Source organism: Mycobacterium sp. E2989, assembly GCF_001667595.1.
Classification (GTDB): Bacteria; Actinomycetota; Actinomycetes; order Mycobacteriales; family Mycobacteriaceae; genus Mycobacterium.
Window position 1 is genome coordinate 1 of sequence record NZ_LZJX01000121.1, and the last position, 13,378, is coordinate 13,378.

Here is a 13,378-nt window from a genome sequence, read left to right on the forward strand (position 1 = left end):
AGGGCGCCAAGGACCCGGTCCCCGCTCGCCGCTTGATCGCCGCCACGAGCCAGCACAGCCAGCGCAAAGACCCTCAGTTGGTCGGGCGCACGTGGGAACTCAACACCATCGCCGGCATCCTCGATGAGGCGGTCGGCGGGGCCGGATGCGTCATCGATGTCGTTGGGCCGCCGGGCATCGGCAAGAGCCGTACCGTCCGCGAATCGGCGGCATTGGCGCGAACCCGCGGGATGGATGTCATCACCGTGTACTGCGAGTCCCACACCAGCGACATTCCGTTCCACGCGGTGACGGGGTTGTTGCGCGCCGCCCTCGGGGTCGACGGGCTGGGCGACGCGGCCGCACGGGCACAGCTGGAAGCCCGGTTCCCGAACGCCGACAGTGAGGATCTCTGGCTGGTCGACGACCTGCTCGGCATTGCGGATCCCACGGTGGAAGCGCCCAACATCGAAGGTGACGCCCGGCGGCGGCGTCTCACCGCGCTCGTGACTGCCGCGTGGGTGAATCGCCGTGGCTCGGCCCTCTATGTGATCGAGGATGCCCATTGGATCGACGAGGTCAGCGAGTCGATGCTCGCCGACTTTCTGACCGTGATCCGGCAAACCCGTTCGATGATGCTGATCACCTACCGGCCCGAGTATCAGGGCGCGCTGGCGGCGATTCCGGGCGCACAGACCATCGCGTTGCGTCCGCTGAACAACACCCAGACCGTGGCGCTGATCGACGAACTGCTCGGCACCGATGCCTCGGTGCGCGGGCTCGCGGAAGTCATCTCCGAACGTGCGGGCGGCAATCCCTTTTTCGCCGAGGAAATCGTGCGCGACCTCGCGGAGCGGGGTTCGATTCGCGGCGAGCGCGGTTCCTACCTGCTCCACGGCGAGATTGCCGACATCACCGCCCCGCCGACATTGCACGCCGTCATCGCCGCCCGCATCGACCGCCTCAGCTTCCCGGCCAAACGCACACTGTGCGCGGCCGCGGTGATCGGGACGCAGTTCAGCCCGGACCTGGTCAGCGCGCTGGGCGTCGAACCGGTCCTCGACGAACTGGTCAAGGGCGAGTTGATCGACCAGGTCGCGTTCACCCCGAAGGTCGAATACGCGTTTCGGCATCCGCTGATCCGGTATGTGGCCTACGAATCGCAACTGAAGTCGGACCGCGACGAGCTGCACCGCCGACTCGCCGCCCTGATCGAACAGCGCGAGCCGGAATCAGCCGACGAAAATGCCGCACTGATCGCAGAACACCTCAAAGCGGCGGGTGATCTGCATGCGGCCTTCGACTGGTACATGCGGGCGGGAACGTGGTTGAGACACCGCAACATGGCCGCCGCGCGGGCGAGCTGGCGGCATGCGCGCGACGTCGCGGACCGCCTACCCGCCGCCGACACCGAGCGCGCCGCAATGCGGATCGCGCCGCGCACGCTGCTCTGCGCCAGTTCCTGGCTGACCGGCGGCACCATGGCAGACACCGGATTTGACGAACTGCGCGACCTGGCGACCGCGGCCGGCGACAAGGTGTCGCTGGCGATGGCGATGGCCGGATGGCTGCCGGCGCTGATCGTGCACGCCCGGTTCGGCGAAGCCGCACAGTTGGCCTCGGAGCTCGAGAGCCTGCTCGACTCGATCGGCGATCCGACCTTGATTCTCGGGCTGCTCTACGCGGCGATGCCCACCAATCTTCAGCGCTGCGAGATGACCGAAGCCCTACGCATCGCGCAGCGGGCGATCGAGCTGGCCGACGGTGACGCGACCAAGGGCAATCTGATCATCGGCTCCCCGCTGGCCGGCGCGACCGTGCTCCGGGGCTGCGCCCGGTGCTTCCTCGGCGATCCGGACTGGCGGGTTGATCTCGATACGGGCGTGGCGATGGCCCGCGCATTCGAACCGGCGTTGCGCGCGATCATGCTGCTGTTCAAGTACAACCTGGTCCCCTACGGGGTCTGGTTGCCCGACGCGGCCTCCCTGCGGGAGACGGCCGAGATGCTGGACATCGCGGAGCGATCCGGTGACGATCTCACGCTGGCCTGCGCCCGGTACGTGCACGGCGTCGCCCTGTTGACCTACGACGGAGGCTCGCGCGAAGCCGCCTTCACCCTGCTCGCCGCCGCGCGTGAGGCCGCCTTGCAAGAGCGCTTCACGCTGGGCGCGGACACGCTGGTGAACCTCTTTATCGCCAATGAGAAGTTGCGCATCGGCGACCTTGACGCCGCGATCGAACTCTTGCGCCCCGCCATCAACGAGCAATACGACAGATCCGACTTCCTCAGTCTCGGCGCCACCACCGCCGCGCTGGCAGAAGCGCTGCTGCGCAGGGGTGGCGCCAGGGACCTCCCTGAAGCGCAAGAGGCCATCGACCGGCTGGCGGCGATGCCGACCGAACCCGGATTCGTGCTGCATGACCTGTGGCTGCTGCGGATGCGCGCACTGGCGGCGCAGGCGCGCGACGACGGCGCAACTTATCGGGATTACCGCGACCGCTATCGCGCGATGGCCAATTCGCTTGGCTTCGAAGGGCATATCGCTTGGGCCCGGGCAATGCCCTAACCCAGGTTCGCCCTCAAACACGCTCCGTATACGGTCCAAGTATGAATCCAGTTTCGGTGATCACCGGCGGTGCGGGTGGCATGGGTCTGGCCACGGCCAAACTCGTCGCGCACGACCACGCCGTCGTCCTCTGCGACGTTCGGCAGGACCGGTTGGAGGCCGCGGCGGCAACCCTGGGAGAGCTCGGGGCGAACGCCACCGCGGTCAATTGCGACGTCACCGACCGGGGCGCGGTGACTGACCTGCTCGACACCGCGAAGGGCCTCGGCAGGCTAGCCTCGGTCATCCACACCGCGGGGGTGAGCCCGAGCATGGGCCCCGCCGACTACGTCATGCGGACCAACGCGATCGGCACGCTCAACGTCAACGAGGCGTTCTACGCCGCGGCCGGGGAGGGCGCCGCGATCGTCAACGTGGCGTCGATGGCGGCCCACATCCTGCCCGCGGAAATGGTTCCGGTAGACCAGTTTCCGCTCGCGCCGCACGACGCCGACGCCTTCCTGGACGCCCTGATGACGACGTGCAACATCGTGCCCGAGGAGGCGCGATCCGGCATCGCCTACGCGGTCAGCAAGAGCTTCGTCAAGTGGTACAGCCAGTCCCAGGCGGAAAGATTCAACGCCCGCGGGCTGCGCATCGTCTCGGTTTCGCCGGGCTCGATCGACACCGAGATGGGCAGGCTCGAAGAGCAGGCCGGCGCCGGCGCGATGGTGACCAACGCCGCGGTCCCGCGGTGGGGCAAGCCCGAGGAGATGGCCGAGCTGCTCGCGTTCTGCGCCAGCGAGAAGGCGGGCTACCTCACCGGCACCGACATCCTCAACGACGGCGGCGTCATCGCGTCGATGACCGAGCGGGCCCGGGTGGCCGCCGCCGGCTGAGCCCGTCGGGTCAGACCAGGTAGTACAGCTCCGGGTGCGGGGCGAGTTCGGGCGGGGTGGTGACGGGTGACTGAACATCGCTCTTGTTGTGCGCGTAGCGCACTGCTTTGAGCGTCGCCGAGAATTCCTCGTCCTCCTCGGGGAAGACCTGCTCGGCGGGGAACCAACCCTGGAACCCGACGTTGTGCAAAACGCCGAGGGTGTCCGGGCGCACGCCGGCCAACAGGATCGTCACCCCGCGCGCGGTCTCGTCGCGCAGGAAATGCTCGATGCGCTCGATGCAGACGACGTCGGGATGTCGCACCCGTTTGAGCCGCAACACCACGAACGTGAGGCCGTCGTCGGCGACCCGTCGGCCGATCTCGGAAAGGTAGCGGTCGAGTTCCGGTGCTGCACCGAAGAACAACTCGCCCTCCAGGTCGTAGATCACGATCGATGGATCCACCGGGTCCCCGGGGATGCGTTCCCGCACAACGCGTTCGGGCGTGACGACAAGCTCCCTGGCCTTCAGCTTCGCCGCGCGCGGCACGAACAGCAGAATCGAGAGCACCACACCGAGCAACACCGACTTGTCCAGATCGATCGCCACGCCGGTGAACGCGGTCACGATGACGAGCCCGGCGTCGTACTTCGACGCCTTGAGCGTGTAGACCAGGCGCCTGAAGTCGACCAGCCGGGCGGCGGTCACCAGCAGCAACCCGGCCAGCGCCGCCTGCGGGACGTACCGCAGCAACGGCGCGAACATCAGCAGCGCCGCGGCCACCGTTGCGGCCGAGACGATTCCGGAGAAGCGCGTGCGGGCGCCGGACTGGAAGTTGATCGCCGACCTCGACAGCGACCCCGAGCCCGGCAGGCTCTGAAAGAAGCCGCCGGCGAGGTTGGCCAGCCCTTCGGCCATGATCTGCCGGTTGTAGTCGATCTGCTGGTTGGTCTGATAGGCAATGGCTTTGGCGATCGACAGCGCCTCGATGATGCCGACGAAGGCGATGGCCAGCGCGCCGCTCGACAGGTGCGGCAGCCAGTCGGTGTGCACCTCGGGAACGTGCGCGGTGGGCAGGCTGCGCGGGATCTTGGCGGCCACCGCGACGGCGGTGTGCCCGTTCGAGCCCGGAACCGACCAGCCCGCGAGATAGGCGACCAGCCCGGTGAGGATCAGCACGGCGAGCATGTCGATCTGCGGCCATCGGTAGCGCTGCACCAACTTCCGCAGAACCACGGCCAGCACCACCGCCGCGGCGCTCAGCGTCAGGGCACGGTAATTGATGTGGTCACCGTGTGCCAACGTCAGCCACACGCGGCGCAAAACCTGCATGTGGCCGTTGCCCTTGTCCCGCACGCCGAGCGCGTTGCCCAGCTGGCCGATGGCGAGCAGAAACGCCGCCGCCGCCATGAAGCCGATGATCACCGACTCGGAAATGTAGCGGGTCAGGTTGCCGAGCCTGAACAAGCTGATCACGATCTGGAACGCGCCGACCAGCACGGCCAACAGGAACAGTGCCTCGAACAGTTCGGTCGCGTTCTCGGAATCGATGAACGCCAGTGCCGTGAACACCAGCAGCGAGATCGCGCTCGTCGGACCGTTGATCAGATGCGACGAAGATCCGAAGACCGAGGCGACGATCGTCACGACGATCGCCGAATACACGCCGAACCGGGGATCCACCCCGGCGATCAGCGCGTACGCCATCGCCTGAGGAAACGAGATCGCGGCCACGGTGAGCCCGGCGATCACGTCATGCCGACCCTTCACCAGGTCGTAGTTGAAACCGATGGCCACCGTGTGCTCGTCTTCGCTATGTTCCCGACACCGCGCCGGGCGGCGCGGAGATCGCGTCGAGGATTCCGTTGGTGCCGAAGAACTGTTCGCGCGCGTCGGCCCAGTCCTTGGCTATGGCACCGATCGGGAACAGGGCCAGCGGAGGCAGCCGATCCGCGTGCCGGGCAAGGATTTCCGGCTTGAACGGTCGGTAACCGTACTGGGCCGCCTGTTCTTGGCCCGCGTCGGTGAACAGGTAGTCGAGGTAGGCCTTCGCGTAGCCCGCCGTCTTCGCGTCCGCGAGGTTGGCGTCCACCCACGCCACCGCGGGCTCGGCGAGAATGCTGACCGGCGGGTAGACGAGCTCGAGTTCGTCCTGGTTGGCCGCGACCTCACGCAGCGCCTCGTTCTCCCACGTCAGCTGCACGTCGCCGACCCTGGCCAGCGTGAAGCTGTCGCCGGCGCTGCGGGCGCCGGCGTCGGAAACCGCGACGTGCCGCAACAGCGTCCGCACGTAGTCGGCCGCCTGGGCCTGGCTGCCGCCGCGGGTGGTCACCGAGCCCCAGGCCGCCAGCACGCTGAGCTGACCGTTACCCGAGCTGCGCGGGTTCGGGGTCACCACGGACACGTCACTCTTGATCAGGTCGGGCCAGTCGCGCACGGCCTTGGGATTGCCCTTGCGGACGACGAAGACGATGGTCGACGTGTACGGCACCGAACGGTTCGGCAGCCGCCGCTGCCAGTCGGCCGCGACGAGCCCGCGCTTGCTCAGCGTGTCGATGTCGCTGATCAGCGCCAGCGACACCACGCTGGCTTTTTGGCCGCCGTCCAGCACGCTGCGCAGCTGCCGCCCCGACCCGCCGTGAGATTCCTTGATATCCAGAGTGATTCCGGTCTGCGCGCGATATTGCGCGACGAATGTCCGGTCGATGGCGGCATAGAGCTCGCGCGTGGGGTCGTAGGAAACGTTGAGGATCCGGTTGGCCCCCTGGGGGGAAACGTTCTTCACCACGATCGCCCCGGCCGCGACCGCGATGGCCACGACGCCGAGGACGGTGAGCCAGTTGACCCGCCACCGCGGGAGTCTCGGACGCGCGTCCAGCATCCAGGCGTCCTCCCGCGGCAATGGCCGTCCTTCTGGCACCAAACTTTTTAAGCATGTTAACGATCGGCACGTCCGGGTGCAGCGGTGAGAATCAGGCTGAAAATAAGTGCGCCCGTGGTCGGGGCGTCAAAGCCGACCGCGGCCGTGGCATCGCTACCTATGCTGAGCGGATGCCGCAACCGGTGCTGCGCGAACGCCTGATCGATCTGGAAGATCCCGACCGGGACGTGGCACGCGGCCGCGCGCTGCGCAAGACCGTGCCGCGGCGCACCCTCGCGCAGCTGACTCCGTCCGACCGCTCGGCAACCGAAATCCTGGTGGCGCAAAACACCGATCGCCTAGGAGATCTCGTGCCGCTGCGGTTCGCCCGAATGCTTGCCGATCCGTTCTCGTTCTATCGCGGGTCGGCGGCGGTCATGGCCGCCGACCTCGGCGCCAGCCCGTCGAGCGGGATCGAAGTGATGTGCTGCGGTGACGCCCACATATCGAACTTCGGCATGTATGCGGCGCCGCACCGCTCAATCGTGTTCGACCTGAACGACTTCGACGAGGCCGCCGTCGCGCCGGCCGAATGGGACGTCAAACGCCTGATCACCAGCGCGATCGTCGGCGGCCGCCACGCCGGCTACCGCGCCAGGGCCATCCGCCGCTGCGTCGAGCAGGCGCTGGTCGGCTACCAAACCAGCCTGCAGGCGATGCTGGCGATGAACGTGCTGGACCGCTACTACCTGCGGGTCGAACCGGAGCGGCACGCCGTGCAGGTGTCCAAGGGCCTGCTCGGCGTGATCCATCGAACGGCATCCCGGGCGCGCCGCCGGACATCGGCGCGAGTCTTCAAACAGCTCACCGAAATTGGCGCCGACGGCACACCGCGGCTACGGGAGGCCCCACCGGTGCTGCAGCACGTCGACGAGGACGTCGAAGCCGTGCTGATGGAATCCATTCAGGAATATCTGGCCACCGTCCCCGCCGACGTCGCGCTGCTGCTGTCGCACTTTCGCGTCACCGATATGGCGCTGCGGGTGGTCGGCGTGGGCAGCGTCGGCACGCGCTGCTACCTGGTCATCCTGGTGGGCCCCAACCGCACCCCGCTGATCCTGCAGATCAAGGAGGCGACCCGATCGGTGCTGGACGAATACGGCGGTTGGCGCCAGCCCGCCACCCTTGCGGCGGCCGTCGAGGCCAAGGGCCAGGGCGTCCGCGTCGTGGACGGCCAGCGAATGCTGCAGGCGATGTCGGACGTGTTCCTCGGCGCCACCCGCAAGGACGGCCGCGATTACTACGTCCGTCAGTTCCATGACATGAAGGGCACGGTGGAGACCGAGGGCATGGGCGCCGCAACCTTTCGCGATTACGTCACCGCCTGCGCGGTGCTGTTGGCGCGGGCGCATTCGCAAAGCGCGAACGCGTCGTTGCTGCGCGGATACGTGGGCACCAGCGCCACGGTGCACGACGCGGTGGCCGAGTGGTGCTACGCGTACGCCGACAAGTCGCTCGACGATTTCCACCAATTGCTTGCCGCGGCCGCGGCCGGCGACATCGAGGTGGCCACGGGCCCCGCCCGGTAACCCGTCCGCCGGCCCGGGTCGGTAATCAATCAATTGATAGTATTTGTGTCGCTGTGAGCGCCCGGCAGAAAGGCGGCACGAGGCGATGCGAAGCCGCGCGGCCATCCTCCACGACTACCGCAGCCCGTGGTCGGTCGAGGAGTTCGAACTGGATCCGCCCAAGGCCGGCGAGGTCCTGGTGCGGCTAGCCGCCGCCGGCCTCTGCCACTCCGACGAACACATCCGCCAGGGCCGCCTCGCCGCGCCCCCGGAGACGTTGCGCGCCATGGGATTACCGGCCATGTCTCCGACGATCGGCGGCCACGAGGGATCCGGGGTGGTCGTCGACGTCGGGCCCGGCGTCGACGAGTTCACGCCGGGCGATCACGTCGTCACGTCGTTCGTAGCGGTCTGCGGCCGGTGCCGATGGTGCGCCTCTGGGATGGAGTACCTGTGCGACACCGGGTCGGGGACGCTCGCGCCGGGCATGCCGACCGACGGCACCTTCCGCCATCACACGCGCGACGGGCGGAACCTCGGCCACGTGTCCAAAATCGGCGCCTTTGCCGAACACACTGTGGTGGCGGCGAATTCACTGGTGAAGATCGACCCGAGCTTTCCGCTCGTGCCCGCCGCGCTGTTGGCCTGCGCGGTTCCCACCGGGTATGGCTCGGCGGCGCGGCGCGCCGGGGTGCGCGGCGGTGACACGGTGGTGGTGATCGGCACCGGCGGAATCGGCACCGCGGCCGTGCAGGGCGCCCGCATCAGCGGCGCGGCCCGCATCGTCGCGGTGGACGTAAGCGACTTCAAGCGCACCTCGGCCGTCCGGTTCGGGGCGACCCACACGGCCACGACCGCCGCCGACGCGCTCGAGCTGGTGCGGGACCTGACCCGGGGCGTGCTGGCGGACGCGGTCGTGGTCTCCCCCGCCATGATCGGCGAGACCGACGTCGGGGCGGCGCTGGCACTCACCCGCAAGGGCGGCACCTGCGTGCTGACCGGGCTCCCCGCGCCGGCCACGCACTCGATCGCTGTCGCGCTGCAGGACTTCATCCTGATGAACAAGACGTTGTGCGGCACGGTGTTCGGATCGTGCAACCCCAGGAGCGACATCGCGCTGCTGGCAACGTTGTACGAGTCGGGTCAGCTACTCCTCGACGAGATGATCACCAGACGCTACCGGCTCGACGACATCAACGACGCCTACGCCGACCTGGCCGCCGGCCGCCTGATCCGCGGAGTCATCGACTTCGGCCTTGCCTAGCAGCCAGTCCCGCCGCCGCAGCCGCCAGGTCCGCCGCGCATACTCCAGCTCGGTGTACGGCCACTGGGTGACGATGCGCCCGGTGGGCGACCGGAAGTAGCTGTCGCACTGGGTCCAGATGGTGCGTTCGAGGTCCGCGGAAAGGCTGTCGTTGTAGCGCTTTTCGGCTTCGGGGCGCACGTCGACGTGGCCGCCCTTGCGCGCAACCCTGCTGACCGCGCTGGCGACGAGCCGCGCGCCGGCCTCGAGGATGTAGACGATCGAGTTGCCGCCCTGGTTGGTGTTGGGGCCATAGAGCATGAAGAAATTCGGGAAGCCGCTCACCGCGACGCCCAGGTACGCGCTCGGGTCGTCGCCCCACCGCTCGTGCAGCCGCCGTCCGCCCGCCCCGATCACGTCGATGCCCGACAGGTAGCGCGACGTCTCGAACCCCGTCGCCAGCACGATCACGTCGGCGTGCACCGCGCGGCCCGCCGTGGTGAGCACCGATGACTCGCCGATCCGCTCGATCCGGTCGGTGATCAGCTCGACGTTGTCCTGCTGCAGCGCGCGGTAGAACTCGTCGCCCAGCAACACCCGCTTGCACCGGAACGAGTAGTCCGGTGTCAGCGCGCGGCGCAGCCGCTCGTCGGCAACGGTGCGCTCCAAGAACGACGTGGCGACCTGGGTGCGCGCGGTGACGACGGGGTCGTCGGCGAAGGTCGCCGTGTTGTCGTGCTGGAACTTCCAGATTTGCCACCTGGTGCGGCGCACGGCAAGGGGATTGCGGCGGAACGTCGCCAATTCTGTTGCACTGTAGGGGCGATCGTCCTTGGGCACCATCCACGGCGGCGTCCGCTGGAAGACGCTCACGCGATCGGCGATCTTGGCCAGTTCTGGAACCGCCTGAACCCCGCTCGCACCCGTGCCGATGACCGCCACCTTCTTGCCCGCCAGGTCGACGCGGTGATCCCACCGCGCGGTGTGCATCAGCGCACCGGTGAAGTCGGTGAGGCCCGCGATGTCGGGAAGCCTGGGCGCGCCGAACAACCCGACGGCGCACACGACGACGTCCGCGGTCAGGCTGGCGCTGCCGCCCGCGCGGTCCAGCCGACACTCCCAGGCCCCGCCGGTCCAGCACAGCGAGCGCACCCGGGTGCCGAGCATCAGATGCCGGCGCAGGTCGAAATCGTCCGCCACCGATTCGAGGTAGGCCAGGATTTCGGGTTGCCGGGCGTAGGTGCGGCTCCAGGATGCGTTGGGCGCGAACGAGAACGAGTAGAGATGGCTCTGGATGTCGCACGCGGCGCCGGGATAAGTGTTGCGCCGCCAGGTGCCGCCGACGCCGTCGTCGCTCTCGATGATCACCAGATCGTCGATGCCGGCCCGGCGTAGCGCGACGGCGGCGCCGAGGCCACCGAAGCCGGCGCCGATGATGGCCACCCTGGGCGGCCGCCGGCGCCGGGTCGCGGCCCGCAGGCGGCCGACGCCATAGCGCCAGCGGGCCCGGCGGCTGGTCACGGCCCCCCGCGAATCAGATAGCCGTCCAGATCACCGCGTGCCCGCCAGGCGCGCAGCATGTCGGCGTACTCGGTCGGCGCGCCGAAGAAGAAGCTGCCCTGCCGAGTCTTGTTGTCCGCCTTACCCTCCCGGTTGTAATAGCCGGGGGTGCACGTCTGGGACCGCTCGGCGCTGGCGGCCGAGCGGGCGACGACGGTGTCCACCCAGGCGGCCTCGGCGGCGGGTGCGGCCTCCACTTCGGTGACGCCATGCTCGAGTGCCCAGGCGATGATCCACGCGGCGTGGGTGGCCTGCACGTCCAGCAGGTAGGGGAAGTTCACCGTCAGGCCCGCCTGGGCGATGCTCTCGATGAAGCAATTCGGGAAGTTCGTGGTACACAGGCCCTGAAAGGTGCGCACCCCGTCGGACCAGTGATCGGTCAACGACACCCCGCCGCGGCCGATGAGCTCGAACCCGGTGCGGCGGCAGTAGTCGGTGCCCACCTCGAAACCCGTTGCAAAGATCAGGCAGTCGAGCTCGTAGGGCACGCCGTCGACGACGACGCCGAACTCGGTGATGCGCTGCACCCCGCGACCGCGGGTGTCGACCAGCGTCACGTTGTCGCGGTTGAACGTCTGCAGGTACTCGTCGTGGAAGCAGGGCCGTTTGCAGAAGTACCCGTACCAGGGTTTGAGCGCTTCCGCGGTGTCCCGGTCGGTGACGATCTCGTCGACCCGCGCCCGGATCTCCTCCATCTTGGCGAAGTCCGCGATCTCGATGTCGCGTCCGCGTTGTGCCGGGTCCACGACGCCGTCCCCGTCATGCCGCATCACCGGAAGCTTGCGCGTGATGCTCGTCCAGGCGTCGGCGACGAGGTCCTCCTCCGCCTGGCCGCCGGCGGTGAGGATCTGGAAGTTCTCGATGCGTTGGCGCTGCCAGCCCGGCCGTAATGTGCTGGCCCACTGCGCATCCGTGGCGCGGTTGGCCCGCACGTCCACCGACGACGGCGTGCGCTGGAAGACGTAGAGGCGCCGCGCCGCCCTGGCCAGGTGGGGGACGCACTGGATCGCCGTTGCGCCCGTGCCGATGATGCCGACGCGCTTGTCGGCGAGATGTTCCAGATTCGCCCCGGTGTAGGCGTAGTCCCATCGGCTGGTGTGGAAGGCGTGCCCGCGGAACGCGCCGATGCCCTCGATGCCGGGCAGCTTGGGCTTGGCCTGGTAACCGTTGGCCATCGACACGAACCTCGCCCGCATCTGGTCGCCGCGGTTGGTGCGGATGATCCAGCGCGATTGCTGCGCGTCCCAACGTATCTCGCGCACATCGGTCTGCAGGCACGCGTCACGGTAAAGGCCGTAGCGCCGGGCGATACGCTGGCAGTGCGCAAAGATCTCGGGCCCCTTGGCGTACTTCTCGCTGGGGACGTAGCCGAGCTCCTCCAACAGCGGCATGTACACATAGGACTCGACATCGCAGGCGATACCCGGGTATCGGTTCCAGTACCACGTGCCACCCACGTCGGCCGCCCTGTCGATCAGGCGCACGCTCTCGACGCCGAGCTGGCGCAGCCGCACCCCGGTCAACAGCCCGCCGAAGCCGGCGCCGATGATCGCCACGTCGACGTCGTCGGTCAGCGGCTCGCGGGCGAATTGCCCGTCGGCCCAGGGGTCGTCGGCGAAGTGGGCGAACGCGCCCGCGATCTCCACATACTGCGCGATGCCATCCGGGCGCAGTCGCCGCGCGCGTTCTTCGGCGTACTTGCGCCGCAGCGCCTCCACGTCGAACGGCACGCCAACGGTCTCAGTCACGACCCGATCCTCTCGTGGGCCCGACTATATAATCAATCGCTTGATCATATCAAGGCCGGCTTCGACCGACCCGGCTGAACAACGTTCCCCTGATCATCTTCTTGGCCGAGTCCAGCGCGGCGTGGTAGTCCCCGGGCGGCGACGTGGCGGCCAGCTCGACCAGCCCATAGATGAGCGCGTAGACCGCCTCGACCACGCTGTCCCGATCGCAGTGGTTCGGGAGCTCGCCGTTGCGGACGGCTTCGTCGATGACGCCCTCGATGATTTCGCGGAACGCCTGGAATCCCGCGCCGGCCTCGAGGTGCGGATCCAGCGCCCCGGTGCCCTGCGCGCGGATCACCCACTCGAAGGCGGCGAGGTCGGGATACTCGCGCATCAACCGGCCCGATTCGTCGAGCACCGCCTCGATGCGGTCGACGGCGTCGCCGGATCGCGCCGCGGCCGCCCGCAGCCGTGGCAGCGCGACGTCGGTTCGCGCCGCGATGCGTTCGACCACGCCGTCGGCCCGTTCGGCCGCGGCCTGCAGCCGTGGCAGCGCGACGTCGGTCGCCGCCGCGATCGCGGCCTTGATCAGTTCGGCCTTGTTGGGAAAGTAGTTGTAGAGGCTGGCGCTGGTGACGTTCGCGGTGCGGGCGATCTCACGGATGGTGGCGCGGGAGTAGCCCATCTCGGCCACGCACCGCATCGCCGCGGCGATGACGCGCGCGCGGGTCTGCTCGCCATCGGCACCCACCGGGCGCCCCAGCTGTGACGGCAGAACGCTCATTTGCCTCCGCGAACCCCCGGGCTAATCGATCAGTCGATTATATTCGATGCTGTCGGGCTTCGAGAGCCCGGCGGACAGGACACGCGAGTGGGCGGAGCACGGTGACGCGGGCGCAGCGGGGACGCCCGGTGGGCGCCAGCGGCGAGGACACCCGCCAGCGAATCATCGTGGCCACCATGCGTTGTGTGGCCACGGCGGGCTACTCCCGCGCCACCATCCGTGAGATCGC

General features: G+C 68.4%; 9 protein-coding genes and 1 pseudogene. 5 read left to right on the plus strand and 5 right to left on the minus strand.

Going from position 1 to position 13,378, the window contains the following annotated elements; translation table 11 throughout:
• Nucleotides 1-77 precede the first annotated feature (77 nt).
• Both A5680_RS22220 and A5680_RS22225 read left to right on the plus strand, forming a co-directional pair.
• Nucleotides 78-2,546, plus strand: a complete 2,469-nt coding sequence (locus A5680_RS22220; RefSeq protein WP_231977678.1) for an AAA family ATPase — start codon at nucleotides 78-80, stop codon at nucleotides 2,544-2,546.
• Nucleotides 2,547-2,587: 41 nt separating this feature from the next.
• Entirely contained in the window at nucleotides 2,588-3,424 is an 837-nt protein-coding gene (locus tag A5680_RS22225) for an SDR family oxidoreductase (protein ID WP_082970460.1), read from the plus strand.
• Between the two features lie 10 nt (nucleotides 3,425-3,434).
• On the opposite strand, the gene A5680_RS22230 is transcribed toward A5680_RS22225, so the two are convergent.
• Together A5680_RS22230 and A5680_RS22235 are read right to left on the minus strand one after the other, a co-directional pair.
• Nucleotides 3,435-5,201 carry a SulP family inorganic anion transporter gene (locus tag A5680_RS22230; RefSeq protein ID WP_067823299.1) on the minus strand — a complete coding sequence of 589 codons (1,767 nt, stop codon included), beginning with the start codon at nucleotides 5,199-5,201 and terminating at the stop codon, nucleotides 3,435-3,437.
• A gap of 16 nt (nucleotides 5,202-5,217) precedes the next feature.
• Nucleotides 5,218-6,285: a sulfate ABC transporter substrate-binding protein gene (locus A5680_RS22235; RefSeq protein ID WP_067823302.1), complete on the minus strand. Its 1,068-nt coding sequence runs from the start codon at nucleotides 6,283-6,285 to the stop codon at nucleotides 5,218-5,220.
• 170 nt (nucleotides 6,286-6,455) lie between these two features.
• On the opposite strand from A5680_RS22235, the gene A5680_RS22240 reads away from it, so the two are divergent.
• Together A5680_RS22240 and A5680_RS25470 are read left to right on the plus strand one after the other, a co-directional pair.
• Nucleotides 6,456-7,853, plus strand: coding sequence for a DUF2252 domain-containing protein (locus A5680_RS22240; RefSeq protein WP_067823304.1), 1,398 nt, complete (start codon nucleotides 6,456-6,458; stop codon nucleotides 7,851-7,853).
• An 85-nt stretch (nucleotides 7,854-7,938) separates the two neighbouring features.
• Complete coding sequence (locus A5680_RS25470) at nucleotides 7,939-9,096, plus strand: Zn-dependent alcohol dehydrogenase (protein WP_082956157.1); 1,158 nt, start codon at nucleotides 7,939-7,941, stop codon at nucleotides 9,094-9,096.
• On the opposite strand, the gene A5680_RS22245 is transcribed toward A5680_RS25470, so the two are convergent.
• Genes A5680_RS22245 through A5680_RS22255 form a run of 3 tightly spaced genes read right to left on the minus strand, consistent with a single transcriptional unit; the run spans nucleotide 8,980 to nucleotide 13,149 of the window.
• Entirely contained in the window at nucleotides 8,980-10,596 is a 1,617-nt protein-coding gene (locus tag A5680_RS22245) for an NAD(P)/FAD-dependent oxidoreductase (RefSeq protein ID WP_067823307.1), read from the minus strand. The two genes, A5680_RS25470 and A5680_RS22245, sit on opposite strands and share 117 nt — an antisense overlap.
• Entirely contained in the window at nucleotides 10,593-12,383 is a 1,791-nt protein-coding gene (locus A5680_RS22250; RefSeq protein ID WP_067823310.1) for an NAD(P)/FAD-dependent oxidoreductase, read from the minus strand. Before A5680_RS22250 ends, A5680_RS22245 begins: the two co-directional genes overlap by 4 nt.
• A 49-nt stretch (nucleotides 12,384-12,432) precedes the next feature.
• A complete protein-coding gene (locus A5680_RS22255) occupies nucleotides 12,433-13,149 on the minus strand; it encodes a TetR/AcrR family transcriptional regulator (protein ID WP_067823313.1) in 717 nt (238 codons plus the stop codon).
• Between the two features lie 101 nt (nucleotides 13,150-13,250).
• On the opposite strand from A5680_RS22255, the pseudogene A5680_RS26390 reads away from it, so the two are divergent.
• Nucleotides 13,251-13,378: pseudogene (locus tag A5680_RS26390) on the plus strand (TetR/AcrR family transcriptional regulator); the annotation flags it as partial.

What these genes read in the sequence shown, in the direction of transcription:
- A5680_RS22240 (WP_067823304.1), top strand. Translation starts at nt 6,456, where the DNA reads ATGCCGCAACCGGTGCTGCGCGAACGCCTGATCGATCTGGAAGATCCC.
- A5680_RS22225 (WP_082970460.1), top strand. Translation starts at nt 2,588, where the DNA reads ATGAATCCAGTTTCGGTGATCACCGGCGGTGCGGGTGGCATGGGTCTG.
- A5680_RS25470 (WP_082956157.1), top strand. Translation starts at nt 7,939, where the DNA reads ATGCGAAGCCGCGCGGCCATCCTCCACGACTACCGCAGCCCGTGGTCG.
- A5680_RS22235 (WP_067823302.1), bottom strand. Translation starts at nt 6,285, where the DNA reads ATGCTGGACGCGCGTCCGAGACTCCCGCGGTGGCGGGTCAACTGGCTC.
- A5680_RS22255 (WP_067823313.1), bottom strand. Translation starts at nt 13,149, where the DNA reads ATGAGCGTTCTGCCGTCACAGCTGGGGCGCCCGGTGGGTGCCGATGGC.